The 21,629-nt window shown below is 47.1% G+C and carries 24 protein-coding genes and 1 pseudogene; 8 read left to right on the top strand and 17 right to left on the bottom strand.

The annotated features are described in order from the left end of the window. Positions 1-8: 8 nt before the first annotated feature. The 8 genes from NQX30_05400 to NQX30_05365 are packed head-to-tail and all read right to left on the bottom strand — an operon-like array spanning position 9 to position 4,983. Complete coding sequence (locus NQX30_05400) at positions 9-500, bottom strand: CinA family protein (protein ID MDM5147802.1); 492 nt, start codon at positions 498-500, stop codon at positions 9-11. Continuing rightward, positions 500-985, bottom strand: a complete 486-nt coding sequence (locus tag NQX30_05395; GenBank protein ID MDM5147801.1) for a phosphatidylglycerophosphatase A — start codon at positions 983-985, stop codon at positions 500-502. The genes NQX30_05400 and NQX30_05395 overlap by 1 nt, the downstream gene beginning before the upstream one ends. After that, positions 963-1,913: a thiamine-phosphate kinase gene (gene thiL / locus NQX30_05390; protein MDM5147800.1), complete on the bottom strand. Its 951-nt coding sequence runs from the start codon at positions 1,911-1,913 to the stop codon at positions 963-965. The genes NQX30_05395 and thiL overlap by 23 nt, the downstream gene beginning before the upstream one ends. Further along, positions 1,906-2,391 carry a transcription antitermination protein NusB gene (locus NQX30_05385; protein ID MDM5147799.1) on the bottom strand — a complete coding sequence of 162 codons (486 nt, stop codon included), beginning with the start codon at positions 2,389-2,391 and terminating at the stop codon, positions 1,906-1,908. Before NQX30_05385 ends, thiL begins: the two co-directional genes overlap by 8 nt. Further along, a complete protein-coding gene (ribH, locus tag NQX30_05380; GenBank protein MDM5147798.1) occupies positions 2,388-2,792 on the bottom strand; it encodes a 6,7-dimethyl-8-ribityllumazine synthase in 405 nt (134 codons plus the stop codon). The genes NQX30_05385 and ribH overlap by 4 nt, the downstream gene beginning before the upstream one ends. Then, positions 2,789-3,880, bottom strand: a complete 1,092-nt coding sequence (gene ribB, locus NQX30_05375; protein ID MDM5147797.1) for a 3,4-dihydroxy-2-butanone-4-phosphate synthase — start codon at positions 3,878-3,880, stop codon at positions 2,789-2,791. Before ribB ends, ribH begins: the two co-directional genes overlap by 4 nt. Beyond that, complete coding sequence (locus NQX30_05370; protein MDM5147796.1) at positions 3,877-4,353, bottom strand: disulfide bond formation protein B; 477 nt, start codon at positions 4,351-4,353, stop codon at positions 3,877-3,879. Before NQX30_05370 ends, ribB begins: the two co-directional genes overlap by 4 nt. A 3-nt stretch (positions 4,354-4,356) precedes the next feature. After that, entirely contained in the window at positions 4,357-4,983 is a 627-nt protein-coding gene (locus NQX30_05365) for an arylesterase (GenBank protein MDM5147795.1), read from the bottom strand. Here NQX30_05365 and NQX30_05360 point away from each other — a divergent pair. From NQX30_05360 to NQX30_05345, 4 genes are all read left to right on the top strand, one after another. Continuing rightward, positions 4,982-5,665 (top strand): ABC transporter ATP-binding protein, encoded by a 684-nt coding sequence (locus NQX30_05360; protein MDM5147794.1) that lies wholly within the window; start codon positions 4,982-4,984, stop codon positions 5,663-5,665. The two genes, NQX30_05365 and NQX30_05360, sit on opposite strands and share 2 nt — an antisense overlap. Continuing rightward, entirely contained in the window at positions 5,643-8,159 is a 2,517-nt protein-coding gene (locus NQX30_05355) for an ABC transporter permease (protein ID MDM5147793.1), read from the top strand. Before NQX30_05360 ends, NQX30_05355 begins: the two co-directional genes overlap by 23 nt. 42 nt (positions 8,160-8,201) lie before the next feature. Continuing rightward, positions 8,202-8,330 carry a hypothetical protein gene (locus NQX30_05350; GenBank protein MDM5147792.1) on the top strand — a complete coding sequence of 43 codons (129 nt, stop codon included), beginning with the start codon at positions 8,202-8,204 and terminating at the stop codon, positions 8,328-8,330. Positions 8,331-8,531: 201 nt separating this feature from the next. Further along, positions 8,532-8,696 carry a hypothetical protein gene (locus tag NQX30_05345; GenBank protein ID MDM5147791.1) on the top strand — a complete coding sequence of 55 codons (165 nt, stop codon included), beginning with the start codon at positions 8,532-8,534 and terminating at the stop codon, positions 8,694-8,696. Between the two features lie 75 nt (positions 8,697-8,771). Here NQX30_05345 and NQX30_05340 read toward each other — a convergent pair whose 3' ends face one another. From NQX30_05340 to NQX30_05330, 3 genes are read right to left on the bottom strand one after another with little or no spacing between them, the layout of a single operon-like run. Next, complete coding sequence (locus NQX30_05340) at positions 8,772-10,427, bottom strand: DNA repair protein RecN (GenBank protein ID MDM5147790.1); 1,656 nt, start codon at positions 10,425-10,427, stop codon at positions 8,772-8,774. Next, entirely contained in the window at positions 10,428-11,309 is an 882-nt protein-coding gene (locus NQX30_05335; GenBank protein MDM5147789.1) for an NAD(+)/NADH kinase, read from the bottom strand. Beyond that, a complete protein-coding gene (locus NQX30_05330) occupies positions 11,306-11,983 on the bottom strand; it encodes an epoxyqueuosine reductase QueH (protein ID MDM5147788.1) in 678 nt (225 codons plus the stop codon). The genes NQX30_05335 and NQX30_05330 overlap by 4 nt, the downstream gene beginning before the upstream one ends. A 178-nt stretch (positions 11,984-12,161) precedes the next feature. Here NQX30_05330 and msrP point away from each other — a divergent pair, with 178 nt between their 5' ends. Together msrP and NQX30_05320 are read left to right on the top strand one after the other, a co-directional pair. Beyond that, on the top strand, positions 12,162-13,109 hold the full coding sequence (gene msrP / locus NQX30_05325; protein MDM5147787.1) for a protein-methionine-sulfoxide reductase catalytic subunit MsrP: 948 nt from the start codon (positions 12,162-12,164) through the stop codon (positions 13,107-13,109). After that, positions 13,109-13,738: a sulfoxide reductase heme-binding subunit YedZ gene (locus NQX30_05320; GenBank protein MDM5147786.1), complete on the top strand. Its 630-nt coding sequence runs from the start codon at positions 13,109-13,111 to the stop codon at positions 13,736-13,738. Before msrP ends, NQX30_05320 begins: the two co-directional genes overlap by 1 nt. 89 nt (positions 13,739-13,827) lie before the next feature. Here the strand turns inward: NQX30_05320 and NQX30_05315 are convergent, their stop codons facing one another. Further along, positions 13,828-14,013: a hypothetical protein gene (locus tag NQX30_05315; GenBank protein ID MDM5147785.1), complete on the bottom strand. Its 186-nt coding sequence runs from the start codon at positions 14,011-14,013 to the stop codon at positions 13,828-13,830. A gap of 55 nt (positions 14,014-14,068) precedes the next feature. On the opposite strand from NQX30_05315, the gene NQX30_05310 reads away from it, so the two are divergent. Both NQX30_05310 and NQX30_05305 read left to right on the top strand, forming a co-directional pair. Then, positions 14,069-14,857, top strand: coding sequence for a mechanosensitive ion channel family protein (locus tag NQX30_05310; GenBank protein ID MDM5147784.1), 789 nt, complete (start codon positions 14,069-14,071; stop codon positions 14,855-14,857). After that, positions 14,838-15,563 (top strand): 16S rRNA (uracil(1498)-N(3))-methyltransferase, encoded by a 726-nt coding sequence (locus NQX30_05305; GenBank protein ID MDM5147783.1) that lies wholly within the window; start codon positions 14,838-14,840, stop codon positions 15,561-15,563. Before NQX30_05310 ends, NQX30_05305 begins: the two co-directional genes overlap by 20 nt. 148 nt (positions 15,564-15,711) lie before the next feature. On the opposite strand, the gene NQX30_05300 is transcribed toward NQX30_05305, so the two are convergent. The 5 genes and pseudogenes from NQX30_05300 to cysS all read right to left on the bottom strand — a co-directional run bounded on the left by NQX30_05300 (position 15,712) and on the right by cysS (position 21,618). After that, positions 15,712-16,005: a hypothetical protein gene (locus NQX30_05300; protein MDM5147782.1), complete on the bottom strand. Its 294-nt coding sequence runs from the start codon at positions 16,003-16,005 to the stop codon at positions 15,712-15,714. 71 nt (positions 16,006-16,076) lie between these two features. After that, a complete protein-coding gene (locus tag NQX30_05295) occupies positions 16,077-17,174 on the bottom strand; it encodes a glycosyltransferase family 2 protein (protein ID MDM5147781.1) in 1,098 nt (365 codons plus the stop codon). Beyond that, positions 17,155-19,681 (bottom strand): annotated as a pseudogene (gyrA, locus tag NQX30_05290) (DNA gyrase subunit A). The gene NQX30_05295 and the pseudogene gyrA overlap by 20 nt, the downstream one beginning before the upstream one ends. Before the next feature lie 276 nt (positions 19,682-19,957). Next, a complete protein-coding gene (gene yidD, locus NQX30_05285) occupies positions 19,958-20,254 on the bottom strand; it encodes a membrane protein insertion efficiency factor YidD (protein ID MDM5147780.1) in 297 nt (98 codons plus the stop codon). Then, positions 20,239-21,618 carry a cysteine--tRNA ligase gene (gene cysS, locus NQX30_05280; GenBank protein MDM5147779.1) on the bottom strand — a complete coding sequence of 460 codons (1,380 nt, stop codon included), beginning with the start codon at positions 21,616-21,618 and terminating at the stop codon, positions 20,239-20,241. The genes yidD and cysS overlap by 16 nt, the downstream gene beginning before the upstream one ends. Positions 21,619-21,629 lie beyond the last annotated feature (11 nt).

Raw genomic sequence — 21,629 nt, 5'->3', positions numbered from 1 at the left:
AAACCATACTATAGAACTTTACTTTCTACTTCCCGCAACCACTTTACCATTGTCAACAAAGCGTGAATAGCAGCGGCTATGCGCACGGCTTCACGATTTCCGGAAAAGCTCCGAGTTGCTGTGTGCGTTTCATCCATAAACTGCCAGCCAAAACAAACCGTCCCCACTGGTTTTTCTGCACTACCGCCGGTCGGTCCGGCAATGCCTGTAATAGACAGTACAGCATCACTTTCTACTCCGGCACACATGGCTGCAGCAACAGGTTCACTCACCGCACCGTGCATTGACAAAATATCTTCCGGCACCGCGAGCAGCTGTTTTTTTGCTTCGTTGGTATAGGCAATGACACCACACTCAAACCATGCCGACGCGCCTGACCAATGAGTTAACGTTGCCGCAAGTAAACCACCGGTACATGACTCAGCCGTTGCTACTTTGATATGCTGCCGTTGTGCGAGCTCACCTATCGTGCGCGATAATTCAAACAATTCTACATTCATTACTCTACCGCAAATTGCGGCGCGGCAATTATCACTACGGTTAGTGCCGCCGCCGCCAAATCATCTACCATAATGCCAGTGCCCCCTTTGACATATTTATCCAACCAGTTAATTGGGGGGGGTTTGAGCGAATCTAGCAAGCGAAAAACGGCAAACGCTGCTGCTTGCCATTGCCATGTTGACGGCGTCAATAACAATACCATGTAAAAAGCGGCAATTTCATCCAATACCACACCGCTATCATCATGCTGGCCCAAAGCACGGCAAGCCCGCCCACACAGCCAGATTCCCAATACGATTAGCACCAACACCAACAACCATTGTATTTGCCACAGCCATTGCGCACTGAGCCAATACAACGGGAATGCCAGTACGGTACCCGCCGTCCCGGGTATTTTCGGTGTTAATCCCGCACCGAAACCAAATGCAAGACAGTGCCCGACGTCGCTAAAAACCCATTGTTTAGTCGCAGAAGTCGTGCTCATAACCTTTTTGTGACAAATTTATTTCTTGTCCGTTGACATCTCTAACAATAACACCTTCTCCGGCTACAACCTGACCGATACAATACGCCGTTCCATTCGATGCGGCTAACACTTGTGCATGTTTTGTCGTCGGCGCACAAAATAACAATTCATAATCATCACCGCCGGCAAGCATGAGTTCATTACGCGCCGATTCCGACAAACAGTGCAAGGCTGCGGCTACTGGCAAACGGGGAAATTCCAGCACAATGCTCACGCCTGAAGTGGCAGCAACATCTTCTGCCGCCAACATCAAGCCATCCGACAAATCCATTGCCGCCGAAGCAATGCCGCGTAAGCTAAAACCTAGTGCTACTCGTGGAGTAGGATTATCCAAGCGCGCCAGTACGGTTGCATAGTCAGTGTTTTCTGGTATCGGTAAAATTTTCTGGCGCCAGCGCACTGCCAGTGCTGCCTCGCCGGTGGCACCAGATAACCACACATCATCACCAATGGTAGCACCGCCACGCACGATTGGAGTACCTTCCACTGTGCCGATTGCTGTAGTGGTTACTGACACTCGCTCTCCACGCGATAAATCGCCGCCGATAATTGCATAGTCAAACTCTGCCGCACTGTTGCGTAAGCCGTTGGCAAAAGCTGCTAACCAATCGGCACCTTTGGTCGCCGTAAGTGCTACCGTCATCCACAATGGGCGTGCACCCATCGCTGCCATATCAGATAAACTCACTGCGGCCGCCTTGCGCGCAAGAAAAAAAGGTGCTGCATCAGAAAAAAAGTGTACGTTTTCCACCAACGTATCAGTACTAACCGCTAGCTGGGCATTGGTGGGAGGGCGCACCACGGCAGCATCATCACCGATGCCGACAGTAACCGACTGATTGTGAGAAAAATAAAAATAATCAGCAATAACGCGCCGCTCATGCATTGTCGTCTTCTAATATGTCATTGCTTTCTTTGTTTTCCACAGTGCCATCACTTACTTTTCCGGCATGGTTATTTCTGAGTTTAATAGCAATAGCGTTAAGCGTACCATTAACAATTTTATAACCGCCTTCAGCGCCAAATTGTTTGGCAATTTCTATTGCCTCATCAATAACAACGCGATGAGAAGTAAGCGGAAAAACAAGCAATTCCGCCGTTGCAGCGCGGATAATCACCTGTTCTATGTCACTTAATTGCGTGAGTGGGCGGGACAATGCCTCCACTGTTAACGTTTCAATGCGCGCACTATGCTCATCCGCTGCTTGCAACAACGCCAGTGTAAGCTTGTCCTCCAGTGTCTCTGGCTTTTCAAAATTGGACTGACTGGTCATTAATAACGCTTCTTCCGCACTGATATTTTGTAACAGTGCTGCGTACAACACCCTTACCACTGCCAACCGCGCCAAACGGCGAGCGGTCATGGTCGTCCTGCCAGCATTGCCAACCGAACTGCTGCCAACGCCGCATCTGCCCCTTTACCAGTACGCGCCTGTGCCTGCGTCATGTTTTCCACTGTCAATACTCCGTTACCTACCGGCACTCCTGTTTCCATTTGCACCTGCAATATCCCCTGCGCACATATATCAGCGACTGTTTCAAAATGATACGTTTCACCGCGAATCACGCACCCTAGCGCTACCAATGCAGTTGGCGAATTTTTGTTGGCTAATGTTTTAAGTGCAAACGGAATTTCCAAAGCTCCGGGAACTCGCTCAATGCAAGTTTGCACATTACCAACACCCCGTAACGCTTTTTCACAGCTATCTAGTAGTTGTTGTGAAATATCAGAATAAAAATCTGCTAGCACAATAGCAATGTTCATCGTTCAATAATCTCCATAATTTCCAGCCCAAAACCAGCCATGTTGGGCAGCGTCATTTTTCCGGAAAGTAAGCGAATCTGACCTGCGCCGATGTTACGCAAAATTTGTGCGCCAATGCCGTAAGTACGCAACCGCCCAGCAATACCAATAGGTGGCTGCGCAGAAAAATCAGTCAATTGCTGAACGATTTTGTCATTACCCGAATCAGTAGCGTTAAGTACTACCAATGCGCCCTTCCCTTCCTTGTCAATGCGCCGCAAAGTTTCCATCACGCTCCACGACCGGGATGGTAATGTAGACAACACGCCGTCTAAAAACGTAGGTTCTACCAGAACTCTCACCAACAGCGGCTCATCTGGCACAATGCTACCTCGGCAAAAAGCTAGATGCAGCTGACCGGATACAGTGTCACGAAAAGATAGTAATTCAAAACTTCCCGCAGCAGTTTCCACTGACAGCGCCTGTTCGCGTTTTACCAACACTTCATTCTTAAGTCGATGTTCAATAATAGATTGAATAGAACCAATTTTAATTTTGTGTGTGCGGGCAAAAGTAATTAAATTGTCTAGCCGCGCCATACTGCCATCTTTATTCATGATTTCACAAATTACCGTAGCAGGAAACAGCCCTGCCATGCGTGCAAGATCACAACCCGCTTCAGTATGACCAGCACGCACCAATACCCCGCCCGGATTTGCGCGTACTGGAAACACATGTCCGGGCATGACAATGTCATTAGCGGCAGCATCTGGGTTAGCGGCAGCTAAAATGGTGCGAGCACGGTCCTGCGCCGATATACCGGTAGTGACTCCCTGCGCTGCTTCAATGGAAACGGTAAAATTGGTGCCAAAAGACGCACCATTGTGCGACGACATCATCGGCAAACGTAAGCGTTCGCATTGCGTGTCCGTAAGAGTAAGACAAATTAATCCACGAGCATGAATGGCCATGAAATTAACCGCTTCCGGCGTAGCAAAACAAGCAGGCAGCAACAAATCACCTTCATTTTCACGGTCTTCATCATCCACCAGTACAATCATGCGACCGGCTGCAAGTTCGGCGACAATGTCTTTTATTTTGGCTATCATTTACGCAACCATACTAGTTGTGCTGCCAACAATACGGAAAAAACACCAAACAAAATAAGCACTAACTCAGGGATACTCAGACCTAGGAACTCCCAATAAATAGCGCCACAATCACCTTCAGCACCAAAAGCGCGGCGAATAACTTCCGTAAAATTAGCGGCAACAGCACCATCTGATAGACAATTTGCTGATTCGCTTACTGGTTGATATTGTTGCCAGACATGACGTCCAGCAAAAACAAACCCCAGCGCCAAAGCCAACAAATTCACACTCCACAAAACCTTGCGTCTGTATGTGCCAGAAAAAGCAGACAGCAAAAAGGCGCATCCCATTACGAAAACTACGATGCGATCTAAAATACACAGCGGACATGGTTCTAACAACAAATGCCGCTCCATGTAAAAATAGGCAATTGCTAACGAAGCAAAGCACAATACCGCACCGGCAAAAAAAGACAGACGCAAAGTGGACACGTTTTATTCCTGCCTCAAGTTACGCACCATGCCGGCAACTTGTGGCGCAATATTGTTGACGATAATTTTCACTCCATCGGCATTGGGGTGAATGCCATCCGGCAAATTAAGAGCTTGCTGTAATGCCACGCCAAATAAGAAAAACGGATACAGCGGAACATCATATTTAACACTCAATTTTTTATATAAATCTTTGAAATTACTTTTATATTTTTCTCCGTAATTGTTTGGAGCAAACATCCCTGCCAGTAACACATGAGCTCCTGTTTGTTGAATACGGCGAATAATGGCATCGAAATTTTTTTGTGTTAATGCAATGGGAATACCTCGAAACATGTCGTTAGCGCCGAATTCTACAATAACAATATCGGGCTTGTCCTCCAACATCCAGTCTACTCGTGCCAAGGCATCCGACGTTGTGTCGCCGGCAATAGCAGCGTTAATAACTTTCACTGGCAATCCTTGCTCTCGCAAATGTGCTTGCAGCACCGGCACAAAACCTTCGTTTTTTTTCAATCCATAACCAGCGGCCAAACTGTCGCCAAAAGCGGTAATAATCACCGGAGAATCAGCACGCACTGGCGCGAAAAGGGTAACGACGGCAACAATTGCTATTAGAATCGCTTTCATGAGTAACGATTCTATCCCATCAAACGCCGTTTGCCTGTCCGATGTCGCCTTATCTTTTTCAAATGGCACAGTGCCAGTGTTAAAAAACTTAAATTTAACTGTTGCCAATGGCGAAACCGTCGCCATGACCGGCCCTTCCGGCGCTGGAAAAACCAGCCTGTTAGCGATTATCGCCGGACTATTGCGTCCTACTCAAGGCAAGGCAAATACGCTCGGGCGTGATGTTTCAACATTGGACGAAAATACCCTTGCTGATTTACGCCGCACTCAAATAGGAATAGTCTTTCAACATTTTCATTTACTGGAAACGATGACTGCATTAGAAAACGTTATTTTGCCGCTGGAATTGGCAGGTATAACCAAACCGGCCGCTCGTGCTAAAGAATCACTGGCAGCAGTAGGTTTATCTCCTCGACTGACGCATTTCCCTTCGCAATTATCTGGTGGGGAACGACAGCGAGTCGCAATTGCCCGTGCTTTTGCATTACACCCGCCCCTGTTGCTTGCCGATGAGCCTACTGGAAATTTGGATTATGATACTGGAAAATTTGTTTTAGATACGCTACTAGGATTAGTAAGAGAATACAGCACTACACTAGTTTTTGTCACACATAACAACGAAATACTGAAACAATTTGATACTATTCATACACTTAAAAATGGCAATCTTAACGTCAGCTGAACGTTTTATTTTTCGTTGTGAGTTACGTGGCGAAAAGCGACTTTTCGTACTTGCTGCGCTCACCACCGCACTAGCCGCTGCCGCTCTTGCGTTGGTGCTTGCCATCAGCGACACCTTTGAAAAATCATTTAATGCCTCCTCCAAAACGTTACTTGGTGGCGATATGTCTGTACGCTTGTCGCAGCGCGCTTTCAATGCTGATGAATTACGTTGGCTCAATGACAACAGTGCCAACATGTCTCAAATGCGAGTCGCCAGTGCGCTAGCGATTGCTGGTGACAAAACACAAATGGTACGCATTAAAACGGTTGATGATGCTTATCCTCTGTATGGCGATTTGGTGTTGCAAGAAGATAACAATCCTTTGCTGTCCGCCGACTATATAGATGCTGAAGGTGCGTTTCCGGCTTTAGTTGCTCAAGAATTACTAAAACTATTGCACTTGCGGCATGGTGATATTTTTGAGGCCGTGGGGCTTACCTTACGCATTGTCGGCATCGTGGAGCAAGAACCCGACCCTGATTCACGAGTGTGGATGGCCTCGCCACTAGTGCTACTTAAAGCTCGAGGCGTTGATGAAACTTTGTCCGACACAGCTGGGTTATTAGAAAATCACTTTGCACGGGTGAAATTAAAAGCTAGCGACGATGAAACAGCCTGGGAGGCGCGGCTTACTGAGGCATTTCCCGAGGCTGGCTGGCGAGTACGTAGGGCAGAAGAAGCCATGCCAAGTTTACGTCGGTTTGTAGCGCGCATGCGCGATTTTTTGTCACTGATGTCCTTGGCAGCTATGCTCATTGCCGGCATTGGAGTAGGTGGAGCAGCATCGGCTTTTTTACGTGCTCGCACACGCGCCATTGCCGTTATTAAAATGTTAGGTGGGTCGGCAGCACTCGTGAGATGGGTGTATTTGGGTGTGGTATTTTTATTTGTCATTAGCGGCGCATTAGCAGGCACACTCATTGGTGGCGGCTTACTCTTTGCTGCATCGCCTTATCTGTCAGCTTCTTTACCTGTAGCATTTACGCCAGAATGGCCGTGGAGTGCTATGGCACGCGCTTTTTTTGTTGCGCTGATGATGGGCGCGGCATTTGTTGCCGCACCCGTATTGCGTTTTTCTCGGGTTAATCCGTTATCACTTTTTGGAGCAACGGAAGACAATTCGCCGCCTCCACCAAAACGGGATTGGCTTACCATTGGCACGATTTGGACGATAACGATTCTTGCCATTCCACTTGGCTGGCGCGAAAAAATCGCAGCTGCTGGCATTTTGGCTGCGGCAGCGATAATTTACGGATTGTCCGTCGCCATTGCCGGTGCCAGCGAGCCGCTAGCAAGACGCTGTCCACCACCGTTTTCCTGGGGATTACTGGCTATTGCCCGCAACCGACGGCAAACTGCTGCCGGCATTGTGTCATTTTCCATCGGCATGGCACTGCTCATTGGCATACTCAATATTGAAAGCAATTTTGCAGCCCGTATTGACGATACCCTACGTCGTGAGGCACCAACACTATACTTTATTGGCATCCGTGAAGAACAAGAACAAGCATTGCGGGAAGCTATTACTGACATCAGTCCAACAGCACGGTTGCGCACTATTCCATTTTTACGCGGACGCATTGTCTCTATCGGCGGACGAGCAGCAGATACCATTGAGGCACCTGATAATTTACGCTGGATTTTGCGGGGCGATCGCGGTCTCACATGGACGATAGGCGGTGATTATATTGGTGCCAGCCAAGTTAGCGCGGGAAAATTATGGAATGAGAACATTGATGCACCTCAAATCTCATTTGATGCCGAAGCGGGAGAAGCTTTTGGGATGGAACTAGGTGACACGCTGGAACTCAATATTTTAGGGCGACGCTGGAGCGGCATTGTCACTAGTTTTCGCGATATTGACTGGCAGAGTTTTGATATTAACTTTGTTATCATGATGAATCAGCGCCCTTTTGGTAACGCGCCCTATTCCTTGATGGGCGCAGCCTTCTTGCCACCGGCGGATGAAACGCTTGTTAAGTTGGCACTAGCTAAACAGTTTCCTAATGTAACGCCGCTGTCCACTGGCACAGCATTTGAATTGATTAAGAGACTGCTACGTAGCATTTCTTTTTTGTTGCAATTATCAGCGCTATTTTTGCTGGTAAGCGGAATACCTGTCGTGGTGGCGGCACTCATGGACGGACAACGACGGCGCGCCGACGAAGCAACAACGCTACGGTTACTTGGCGCATCCACCAAAACATTGGCGCTAAAAGGGTTTACCGAATTTGCTGCTATGGCAGGCGTAGCACTACTACCAGCATTAATATTTGGTCTTCTCGCATCGAAATTGATAGTAGAGTTTATTTTTGAACTCAAATGGCAGCTAAGCGGTGGAAATCCTTTTATCGTAGTTGCCGCTGGTATTATTCTGTTTTTAATCGCTGGTTGTCTAAGCGTTATTCACAGAATGAAACAATCGCCGTTGGCACTCATGCGCAACGATTAACTAACAAAGGGACACTTGGTATGGCTTGGGAAAATTTAGGAGTTGCTGCTCTTTGATCCGATTTTTTTAGCACCCATGCGCTCAACCGTAGCTGTTGGCGCCATTATCAGCGCCGCCGTTGACTATTTGCTGAGTGGGCAATTATCCAAAGAAATTGACGGTTGGCGGTAATCTGCTGGGCGCTCGTCATTGCCTTACTATTTATTTTTTGTGGCACTGTGGTTTTTTCCGCCCACATTGTGACGAGACGGCATAGATGTGTAGGCACATTTGTTGGTGGCAGAGTGGAGCGGTTTTTGGTATCTAGCACTGATTAGCAATTAGCCGGCTTTTTTTGGTGGAACAAGAGATTAGTACTGGGTGGTGTGACGGGTGAGTCAAACAATGTTGCTGATGCCAGCGGTAACGATTTTTGCCTCACTCGTCATTGTAGATGAGGCTCTGAATTTTCCGACTTTGCTTTTTGCTGCGCTGATTATCGCTACCGTAGCGATTAATAAAAGAACTGCCACTCGGCACACAATTTTAAAAAAGTAACACTACTTTGTGCAATACATTTAAGAACTAATGAATACTAAATTAATAAAAAAATAAACAACTGTTATTAAGTTATTAATACTGCGCTTGCCGCAACAAGTCCGCCGCGTTAGCGCGTGCCTCATCAGTAATTACCGCTCCACCAACAATGCGAGCTAATTCTTCTTCTCGCTCTCCGGTAGACAACTTTTGTATTTCTACACCGCGAATACCACGAATATCAACAGTGCGCACCCGCCAATGATGTGCGGCACAGGCAGCGACTTGCGCTAAATGTGTCACGCACAATACTTGTCGAGATTCCCCCAACGTTTGCAACATTTTGCCAACAACAGCGGCCGTGGCACCACCAATACCGCCGTCCACTTCATCAAATACCGCTATTGGACGCGGACGCTCTCGCCCGGCAGCAATCTGCAAAGCCAGCCCTAACCGCGACAACTCGCCGCCAGACGCCACTTCTGCAATCGGCGCCGGTACCGCATTTTTGCGTGTGTTAATTAATAATTCCACCCGCTCACCTCCGTGTACATCAGGAAAATCCAACGATGTTAATTGCACAGTTAATCGCGCTTCCGGCATTGCCAATTGAGGCAACATAATGGATACGCTTTCTTCTAATTTTTCTGCAGCTCGCTTCCTTTTGCCGCTAAGCCGACGACTTGCCGCCAGCAGTCCTTTACGTGTGCGTTGCTCTTTTGCCGTTAGTACTTCAATATCTGCCGCTGCTCCTTGCGCTGCTTGCGCCTTTTTGGCGTTTAACAATTCTTCCAGCTGTGTCGGGGCGGCCAATTGATATTTACGCGCCAAACGATGAGCCGCAGCTATAAAGGTATCAGCAGCCTCTTGTGCTGCTGGGTCAGGCTGCAACTGGTCGGCATAAGCGCTTAAGGCACGCACGGCCTCGTTAGAGGCAACTAATGCCTGTTCTAGGCACTCTAGCGGCTCACTCAAAGCATCATCCAATCGCCGCAATGACTCTAATGCTCGTTGCGCCTGGACTAATCCATGCTCGGCACCATCGTCGCCTTCCAATGCCTGTTGTGCTTGTGCGCACCCAACCGCCAAATCGGCGACATGCTCTAAACGTGTTAACTGTGCACTTTCAAGTTCCCAACGTTCAAGTGAAAAATGCAAAGCATCCAATTCCGCAATTTCTTCTTCCAGCACCGCTTGCTGTCGTTGTATATCCGCCGCTGATTTTTGCGCTGCACTTAACGTTTCGTTCGCCGATGACCACAACCGATGTGCCTGCTGCACTGAAGCTATTTCGTCGTCTGCGTGCGCGCACGAATCTAAAAGCTCTCGATGCGCTGCCGCCTTACGCAGAGAATAATGTGCGTGCTGTCCACAAATATCAACTAACTGCGATACCGCATCAGCGGCAACGGTAAGTGGCACTTGTCTACCGTTAATAAATGCTCGTGATTTCTGCGCTGACAAAACCCGCCGCACAACAAATTCTTCATCGGCAGGCAAGGCGTTGTCTTCTAGCCATTGAACTAATGTCGGGCACTCCACGACGTCAAAAACTGCTTCCACTTCAGCTGCATCGGCTCCCGGCATGATTCTGCTACCTGTCATCCGTCCGCCAGCCAATAACGCTAAAGCGTCAACCAATAGAGATTTACCAGCGCCAGTTTCTCCGGTTAGCACACAAAAGCCAGTGGCAAAGTCAATTTGTACTTCTTCAATCACAACAAAGCGCCGCAGCGCCAAGCGAAGCAACACTTAGTTTCCCCAGTGCAATTTTTGCCGCAATGTCGCAAAATAATCATACGACTGCGGGTGATAAAGGCGTAGTGGCTTAGCATAACGTCGTACCCGAACAATATCTCCCTTATCCAGCGGCACCCGTAAATCACCATCCAAATGTAATTGTGCCGTTTTTGATTTAGTAATTTCCACTGTCACATCCATGCCGGCAGCGTTCAATGCCAGCGGTCGATAAGTTAACGCGTGTGGGCACAGCGGCACCAACAACACCGCTTTTAAATTTGGCGCGACAATAGGTCCTCCCGCCGCCAACGCATAAGCTGTAGAACCAGACGGTGTTGATACAATTAACCCGTCGGCACGCAAATCGTACGCCAGTGCACCATTAATAGAAACCCGCAGTCCCAACAATACACCGGCTTCGCCACGACTAAACACAATGTCATTGATAGCAATGGTACCGCTTTCTTCCAATACCTTTCCGTTGCGTTCCACTTGCGCAGCCAAAATAAAGCGCTTTTCTAGCTGATGAGCACCGCCGATAATATCTAAGAGCGCGTGCCGCATATCTTCGTAAGCAATGTCGGTCAGAAATCCCAAATGTCCCAAATTAACGCCAGCAAGCGGAATCCCCAGTGGAGCGCAGTGCCGCGCAGCTCGCAAAAAAGTACCGTCACCGCCCAACACCACCGCTATTTCGGCTTGACGCACTTCGCTCATTGACAAAACCGTCACACCGCTATTTTTTATTGCATCTGCATCACAATGCGCCGCTAAGCGCGATTCAAACAGCACTTCAATCCCTTGTGCTGATAATTTTGTCACTACTGATAACAGTTCGCGTGCTGGTAAGGCTTGTTTGCTTCTCCCCAGACAGGCTATTCGCCGCAATGTCATAACAGCCCACCATAACCGTAAAACTTAACTCCCCGCTCTACTCGCGGGCGGTTATTTTGTCTTCGCCAAGAATTAGTGTCGCGCAGTGAATACACACAACCGCAATATTCCTGCTGATAAAAATTTTCTCGCTTGGCTAGCTCAATCATACGCTGACTACCACCGTGCTTACGCCAGTTAAACGTCCAATAGTGCATGCCTTCCCAGCGCGCCGCAGCCCGTTCACCACAACCATTAATCTGCGCCATATCTTTCCAACGTGAAATACCGAGTGTGCTAGAAATTAATGAAAAATCGTTTTCTGCTGCATACAGAGCAGTACGCTCAAAACGCATATTAAAACATGCCGTACAGCGCCGCCCGCGCTCTGGTTCATTTTCTAGTCCTCGCACCCGCACAAACCAATTATCCAAATCGTAATCAGCATCAATAACGGGCACGTTACGTTGCTCGCAAAAACGCCGATTTTCACGCTTGCGTATTTCATATTCAGCGTGGGGATGAATGTTGGGATTGTAAAAAAACACTGTGAGCAAAATATTAGAAGCCAACAGTGCTTCTATAATTTCACCAGCGCACGGCGCACAACAGGAATGGAGAAGCAACCGCCTATCACCCGTAGGGGGGTGTAAAACAGGACGCTCATAATTATCTAATTTAAGTGAATGCGACATAAATTAAATTATAGACTACCCTTCTTACTGAAAAAACTCTTACTCCTTTAATAAAAAAATCTGCCTTTGTACCAGACATCGGCAATATTCTAATGCTGTCATCCATGCGATAGCGTTTCTATAAGAACCTCCTTGCGTGCTATATTTCCGCCTAACAAGCGATTCTCAAAGGAACAATATGCTAATTCGTAAACCTGACCGTTACCGTCCGTCTGAAATCACACCATCGCATTTTTATCACAATCGTCGTCGTTTGCTTGCGGGGATGTTGTCAATGTCGGCTTTTGCTCTGACCAATAACGCGACAGCCGCCACACCACTTGCCGCTAGCCCTTCGGCATATACTTTGAAATCACAAAACTATGAAGCTTTGGCTCCAAAAAAGAAAGCGCAAGGACACAATAACTTTTATGAATTGAGTACCGGTAAAAGCGACCCAGCCAGCAACGCTGATTGGTATAAACCAGAACCATGGAAAGTGGAAGTTAACGGCACGGTCAACAAGCCTCGAATTTTTGATGTGGATGACTTAGCAAAATTGGCACCGATGGAAGAACGTATTTATCGCCTACGCTGTGTAGAAGCGTGGTCTATGGTTATTCCTTGGATTGGCTTTCCGCTAAAAGCACTGGTAAATGCAGTAGAACCCGCCGCTGGTTGTAAATACGTAAGTTTTATTACTTTCAATCCAGAAACCCTATTTCCTGATAAAGCCAACCGTTCCCTGCCCTGGCCCTATATTGAAGCCTTGCGGCTGGATGAAGCCATAAATCCGCTAACGCTACTGGTATTTGGCATGTACGGCGAGCGTATTCCAACTCAAAACGGCGCACCGGTACGTCTTATGATTCCTTGGAAATACGGGTTTAAATCGGGTAAAGCTCCAGTCAAAATCGTTTTTTCTGCTGAGCAACCAACCACCACATGGAATTTCATACAACCGAGCGAGTACGGTTTTTATGCCAACGTCAATCCAATGGCTGATCATCCACGCTGGAGTCAAGCATCAGAGCGCGTTATTGACGATAGTCTGTTTCCGACACGCCGTCCTACTGAAATGTTTAACGGTTTCGCCGATGAAGTAGCGTCACTATACGCCGGCATGGATTTGCAAAAAAACTTCTAATGCCGGTTGCGCAATCGCTTTCGCCTCAGCGCTTTAACTTACTCAAGGGAACGCTTTTTATTGTTTCCTTAGCGCCGCTGGCGGCAATAACCTATGCCGTATTAAGCGGTAATATCACCGAGCCGGTAGAATTTATTACCCGCGAGACAGGAGAACATGCTTTGCACTTTTTAATTATCATCTTGCTGATGACACCGCTGCGTCAAATAACGCGATGGAACAGCCCTATTAAACTGCGCCGCATGTTTGGCTTATTTGCATTTTTTTATGTGTTCTGCCATTTTTGCACCTATTTGTTTTTGGATTTGCAGCTAGATTTTTCACTGGTTGTTGATGACATTATCAAGCGCAAATACATTACCGTCGGCTTTGTTGCTTTTTTGCTGTTGCTACCACTGGCAATAACTTCTAATCGCTTCAGTATCAAAAAAATGGGAAGCAAACGCTGGACGAGCCTACACAAAAGTATTTATCTTATTGCGCTACTGGGGCCCTTACACTTTCTCTGGCTTGAGCGCGGAGAAGATCTCTCTGAGCCGTTAACCTATTTGGTCATTATGATTGCTTTACTGGCTTTACGTGCTCCTTCACTACGCGCCCGCATTACCCGTACAAGAAAAGTATCATGACTTCCTTTATTGCAGACATCTCTATCTGGATAGGAACCTACGGTTGGCTAGCTAAATGTGCACTATTGCTTGTTTCCACCATCCTTACCTTATTTTTGTGGGCGCGCATCTGTCGCTACCTGAGCCGACGAGCACAAGAAACGGTTAAGCCGTGGGATGACATTATCGTTCGCGCTATCAACACGCCAGTTGCGATTTTTATCCTCATTTTGGGAATACAGCAAATCATCGCCACCATCGGCACTATTTTTTCCGATTACCAACACATCGCCCATCTTTTTTCTACAATACGCTCCGTTGCTTTTACGATTGCATTTTTTTTGGGCGCTCTTGCGATTAATTTCCGGCTTGGAAACACATTATCGTCGCAATACTTTGCGCATCGGCGACAAACAGTTGCAGCCCGGTGCTGTATATTCAGTATCACGGGTGTTACGCGCAATTTTGGTATTTATTGCCCTACTAACTACCATGGAAGCTTTTGGCGTGTCTATTTCTGGTTTGTTGGCTTTTGGTGGCATTGGCGGCATTGCCATCGGTTTTGCCGCCAAAGATACATTAGCCAATTTTTTATCTGGCATGGTGATTTTTTGGGAACGTCCTTTTGTTATCGGCGACTGGATACGATGCCCTGATTCAAATATTGAAGGCGTGGTGGAAAAAATTGGCTGGCGCATGACAGAATTACGTACTTTTGACCAACGGCCACTGTATGTACCAAATTCTCTATTTTCCAGCCAAATTATTGAAAATCCACAGCGCATGAATAACCGCCGCATTTACGAATATATAGGATTGCGCTACGATGATATTGACAAGCTATCAGTCATCTTAGAAGACACCCGTGCCATGCTACAAGCACACTCCGATGTTGATCAGAATAAAACGCTGATTGTCGCCTTTGACCGCTATGGCGACTCTTCGTTGGATTTTTTCATTTATGCTATGACTCGCACTACCGACTGGGTAGTTTTTCATGCTGTCAAAGGCAACGTTTTGCTTGAAGTTGCCGCCATTGTACAAAAACACGGTGCCGAATTTGCCTTTCCCACGCGCACACTGCATCATATGAACAACGCCCCTTCTGTTCCGCACAAAATTGGCAACACCAGCGACTAACGCCATGCCGCCGCGCTTGTACCTGCCGCAGGCAACAAGCAACAGCACCTGTTACCTGCCCGCGCAACAAAGTCATTACTTATTGCGCGTATTGCGCATGAAACCCAAAGATGTTGTACACGTATTTGACGGTAACGGCGGCGAGTATGCGGCGATCATTATCACCGCTGATAAAAAAGGTGTTGAATTGCATGTAGATGAAAAGATCTCATCATTAATGGCGGATAGCGATATTTGCATTCACATTGCCCAAGCCGTTTGTGCGTCGGCCAAAATGGATTGGGCAGTAGAAAAAATGACAGAATTGGGCGCCGCTCGTATTACTCCATTAACCACCGCCCATACAAATAATATTCGCGCTCCGATCGCTCGTTGGCAACGCTTGTCCACCGCTGCCAGCGGCCAATGCGGACGAGCGACTGTACCCGTTGTAGATTCTCTAATTACCTTGTCAGATTTTTTAGCGCAAGGCGATAGCAAACAAAAAATCCTATTATCACCACGAGCCAAACAACATTTGTCGGTGGCGTATCAGTCGGCACAACCGGCAATTTTTTTATTTGGTCCCGAATCTGGACTAACCAATACAGAAGAAGAACAATGCCTTTCAGCCGGCTTTACTTTTGCTAATTTGGGTACACGAATACTACGAGCGGAAACGGCGGCACTCGCCGCATTGGCAATGGTATCGGCATTGTCGGATTAAATATCCGGCCGCAGCCAGTACACCATTTGAAAATTATTTTACTAACTTTGACGATGCAGATAATTTGTTAAGAACAATGCAAGCAAAGAGCTCCCCAACATAAGTAAAATACCACCCTAACTCAAGGGAAATTAAAGATAGCGCAATATTAGTTGGCAATATCTCGTAACTGACTAGATACTGTCGAAGCTGTTACTACAACCACGCCTCCAGTAAATAAAAAAACGCGCTCATATTTTTTTATAAGCATAAATGCAAAGTGCGTTCCATAAGTAAAAATAAAAATTGCATCCCACAAGGCACGATAGCATAAAATCATTTGACGATATTTTGTTTCTGCCGGCGCCACAACTGCAACCGAAATTACCGCCGCTATTAAATTAATGGATTGACAGAAAAAACATAAATAACCGTAGCTAGGGAGTTTTATTATGTTATTCACATCAACCTGATTTCCTGACCTTACTGTTTATTTCAGCAGTTCGGTCACTTGCGCACATCAGAACGATAGACTTATTGTTTTTTAAAAACCAGCCAATCGGACGAAATGAAATTAAAAGCCGTCCCTGCCAACACACCCATCATCAAGGCGACAAAATGCTGCTCGGCAAAAAATTCAGTTTGTAGCGTAAGTCCGGCATATGTCCCCCAATTGATAGCAAAACCGGCAATGGAAACCGCCACGTATTGAAACCACTGTTTTTTAGCTTCAGTGCGAACTCGAGTCTTAAAAGTCATGATACGATTGAGAAACCAGTTAGACGTTACTGCCGGCCAAAATGCCAATGCCCGCGCCGCCAAATGTGGCACTCCTACCGCTAACAAAGCAAAATATGCCGCGACATCCAAAACAAAACCGCTACCGCCCACGGCGGTAAATTGTAATAGTTCCATACGTTTAGGCCAGCGATAGTGATACAAACGTCGCAAGTGCCGCAAATAATTAAACTGCTGCCCCATTGTCATCTTACTTTTTCCGTGCTGCCGGTCATCAAAACGTATCGGTGCTTCCCGAATGCGCTCACGAGGCCAGCCAGCTTTAACTGCAATTTCCAAACCGATTTTATAACCGATAGGAGATAGATTCTTTTGTGGCATACCGTCTCGGCGCAGTGCAAAAAATCCCGACATAGGATCGGCCAGCGGTACTAACGGCTTTGCCAGCAATGTTGCGCCCAGCGAATTTATTTTTCGATACCAGGGCCAGTCTTCATCTAATTCACCACCCTTGACATAACGCGAACCAACAACAAAATCGGCCTCACCATTTGCCAACATGGTCACAATTTCTGATATTTTTTCTGGTGGATGAGATAAATCGGCATCTATTACCACCACAAATTCACCTTTAGCGTGAGTGATACCGTCAATTACCGCCGGCGACAAACCGCGATTTTCGGTACGCGATAGCAATCGCACCGGCAGAGTTTTTGCTAGTTGCGCACAAACAGCAGCAGTGCCATCACCGGAGTCATCATCAACAATAAGTAATTCATAAGAGTCATTGGCTAGCGCCGCATTCACTCGTGCTGCCAATAATGGAATATTTTCCACCTCCTGATAGGTAGGAGAAACCACACTAACACGCGGATTATTCTCCGTCGTCATCATCCTCTTCAATAATTTGTGCCACACTAACCAGCCGACTATTTTTATCTAAATTAATCAATCTAGAACCTTGGGTAACGCGTCCTAACCGGCGAATTTCTTTCATACTGGTGCGTACTAGCACTCCGCCGTTGGTAATCAACATCAAATCATCTTTATCACCGGCCAGCGTAGCACCGATAACGGCCGCATCTTTATCATTGGATGGCAGCCGCAAAGCAATAACTCCCTGCCCTCCTCGCCCTTTAATAGCAAATTCATCGGCGTCAGTACGCTTGCCGCGACCATTGTTTGCAGCTACTAAAATAGCATTTTGCTCCGCCGCTTCAACGGATAACGCCAACATTGAAACCAATTGTTGCCCCTCCTTAAGGCGCATACCGCGTACGCCACGCGTCGAACGTCCCATGGCACGTAAGTCACCGGCATAAAAACGCACAGCCTTACCGACATTAGAAAATAGCAACAACGTATCGCCGTCGCCAGTTAGCGCGGCGTTAATTAATCGGTCATTATCATCCAGTGAAATGGCGATAATGCCATTACGCCGTGGATTAGAGAATGCCGATAGTAAAGTTTTTTTAACCACTCCACCAGCGGTGGCAAAAACTACATACCGCTCACCTTCAAAATTATCTACCGGCAAAACGGTTTGTACCGTCTCTCCTTCACTCAACTCCAACAATCCCACAATTGGGCGCCCGCGGCTGATGCGAGATGCTAGTGGTAGTTCGTAAACTTTTTTCCAAAAAACCTTGCCTAAATTAGTAAAAATGAGCAGATAATCGTGTGTGCTAGCTACAAAAAGACGATTAATAAAATCATCTTCGCGAGTTCCCGCAGCTTGCTTACCACGTCCGCCGCGCCGCTGAGTACGATAATCCGACACCGCCTGACGCTTAACATAACCACGGTGTGAAAAAGTCACCATCATTTCCTCTTCGGTAATCAGGCTTTCTATGTTAATGTCATCAGCATCGGGGATAATTTCACTGCGCCGCGGCGTCGCAAAGTTTTTTGTGTGCCTCTCTCAGCTCATCGGCAATGCGGCGATTGATCTTTTTAGGGCTAGCCAACAAATTTAAGTATTGCACTATGTCTTCTACCACCGAGGCATAATCGGCGGCAATTTTATCGCGCTCCATCGCCGTCAATCGAGCCAATCGCAAATCCAAAATTGCTTTGGTCTGCACGGTAGAAAACAAGTAAGCACCGTTCGCCTGCAAGCCGCGACTATTATCAGCATCTTCGGGCATAGCATCGGCAGGTTTTTCTAACCGCGACAGCATATCCACCACCACTGTTGCCGGCCACTCACGCGCAAGCAGTGCTTTTTCAGCCTCCGCCGGCGACGATGATGACTTGATAAGATTAACAATCTCGTCTACATTGGCCACCGCTGCGGCATATCCTTCCAGCAAATGAGCTCGCGTTCGCGCTTTGTTCAACTCAAAAAGCGTCCGTCGCACTACTACTTCTCGCCGATGACGCAAGAAATTTTCGAGTATTTCTTTGAGTGTAAGCTGCTGCGGTGCACCGTCTACTAGCGCCACCATGTTAATGGAAAAATTATCCTGCAACTGCGTTTCTTTGTGCAAATGGTTAAGTATCACGTCGGCATTTTCGCCACGACGCAGTTCAACCACTACGCGAATGCCCTTGCGGTCTGATTCATCGCGCAGGTCGGAAATACCGTTAATTTTTTTGTCGCGCGCAAGCTCAGCAATGCGGGAAATAAGCGTCGCTTTATTAACTTGATACGGTAATTCATCAATAATAATTGCTTGCCGTGAACTACTTTTTTCTATATTTTCAAAATGCGTTCTGCCTCGCATAGTTACTCGCCCACGACCGGTACGATACGCCGCCGTCACTCCACCCATGTCGAACAATAAAGCACCGGTAGGAAAATCTGGCGCTGGCATTAATTTTTGCAAATCAGCAACGTCAGCATCAGGTTTGTCCAACAGCAACAAAGCGGCATCAATAGTCTCACCAAGATTATGCGGTGGAATATTCGTCGCCATGCCCACGGCGATACCGGAAGATCCGTTCACCAGTAAATTGGGAAAACGCGCTGGCAATACCATCGGTTCATTTTCAGAACCGTCATAGTTGGGAACAAAATCTACCGTGCCTTTTTCGATATCTTCAAGCAGCGCATGAGCGATTTTAGCCATTCGTACTTCGGTGTAACGCATGGCAGCAGGGTTATCACCATCAATAGAGCCAAAGTTCCCTTGCCCATCCACCAGCATGGCGCGCATAGAAAAATTTTGTGCCATGCGCACTAAGGCATCATAAACGGCATCCTGACTGTGTGGGTGAAATTTACCCAACACATCACCAACGATGCGGGCTGATTTTTTATATGGCTTATTCCAGTCGTTGGACGCCTGGTGCATGGCATACAGAGTGCGCCGGTGCACTGGCTTTAGTCCATCTCGTACATCCGGCAAAGCGCGCCCGACAATCACGCTCATAGCGTAATCCAAATAGGCACTTTGCATGCGCGACTCTAAACTAACTTCGGATAATTCTTTGGCAAAACTAATATCTTTTTCGGGCACAGTAATTTAATAAGCCTTCCGTAGTAACAATAAAAAGCCTATTTTAACATGCTGACAAAGCTTAATTCGTAAAAATAAAGCGCCGTTAAAATATGCAATAATTGTGTCGTACAACCGTATTTATGCAAATACGAGTGCTTCCCGCCCTTTCTAACACAACACTGCTCATCCTACTGTTGGGAAGTACCGATAGCTGTGGCTAAAACCAATTTTTTGTCAATCACTTTTTTGAGGCGGCAGCATTTTTTTACTACAACAAGCGCTTTTTTTGGGTGGCAAATCCACTCCGCCAGTAGCAAAAGGGTGACAACGTAGCAGGCGACACACAGTAAGCAACAATGCCTGCAACAACCCATAATGCGTAAACACCGTTTTTGCATATTCAGAACAGCTGGGATAAAAACGGCAACTACCGGCAAAAAATGGCGAAAACAAATATTGATAAACGACGATCAATGTTAACGCCAAGCGGCGCGGAATACCTCTAATCAAAGTAATTATTTGCGCCGCCATGTGGTTCCACCCGCCGCATCTTCTAATATCACACCTTTTTCCGCCAACTCACTACGAATACGGTCAGCACCAGAAAAATCACGACCAACCCGTGCTTCCTGGCGCCGTGCAACAAGCATCTCAATGTCGGCAGTAGATAATTTTACTGCTGACAAATCTGCGTGAAACCATTCCTCCGCATTCATATTGAAAAACCCCAAAAACCTACCAGCAGCTTTGAGTTGCTGTCGTACTGGCGATGATGGCGGCGATTGTTGTGCGGTATGTGCATAATCATGTAAGACGGAAAACGCCAACGGTGTATTTAAATCGTCAGCCAATGCACTTACAAATGGCGGTGGCATTTCGCTGCTATCCGCTGCCTCACCATTGTCTGCCGGCAAGGCACGATACAGTCGATCTAACGATGACTTGGCGTCCTCCAATAAACGCGAAGTCCAATTGAGCGGGCTGCGATAATGCGCCGACAGCAATGCATAACGCACCGCCTCACCCGGAAACTGCCGCAACGCTTCGCCAAGCAAGCGTACGTTACCTATTGATTTGGACATTTTTTCACCAGCAATATTAACGTGACCATTATGCAACCAATAACGCGCAAATAAGTCGGTATCATGGACGCAACAACTTTGTGCAATTTCATTTTCGTGGTGAGGAAAAATCAAATCCTGCCCACCACCATGAATGTCAATACACTTTCCCAGACACGCTGCCGCCATTGCCGAACATTCAATGTGCCAACCGGGACGTCCTCTCCCCCATGGGCTGTCCCAACCTGGCGCTTCAGGCGGAGAAGGTTTCCAAAGCACAAAGTCGGCGGGATCGCGTTTATATGGAGCTACTTCCACTCGTGCTCCAGCAAGCATATCTTCACGACAGCGATTGGACAACACACCATGATTAGCATAGGAAGACACGTGAAAAAGCACATGCCCTTCAACTTCGTAAGCATGTTTTTTTTGTACCAATGTCTCAATCATGGCGAGCATTTGTGGCAGGTAATCTGTTGCACACGGCTCATCGGTTGGCGGTAACACTGACAAAGCCTGCATATTTAGATGGTAATCTTTGTGCCAACGTGCCGCCAATGTTGCTGGCGGTTCATTGTTAATAGCAGCAGCGGCAATAATTTTGTCATCAATATCGGTAATATTGCGAGCGTAGCGTACCGCCGCCACACCGTACTGACGACGCAGTAGACGAAATAACATATCAAACACCACTGCCGGACGGGCATTACCGACATGCACTGGCCCGTAAACCGTGGGACCGCAAACATATAAAGTAACTCGCTCCGCTGCTTGTGGGGTAAAACGTTCTTTATGGTTACTTAAAGTATTATGAAAATAAATATCATCAAACATGCTGGCAGATT

It is taken from the genome of Candidatus Persebacteraceae bacterium Df01 (assembly GCA_030386295.1).
Taxonomy (GTDB): Bacteria; Pseudomonadota; Gammaproteobacteria; order Tethybacterales; family Persebacteraceae; genus Doriopsillibacter; species Doriopsillibacter californiensis.
Note: the sequence above shows the minus strand (reverse complement) of the source record. Positions and strands in the feature narration are given on the sequence as shown.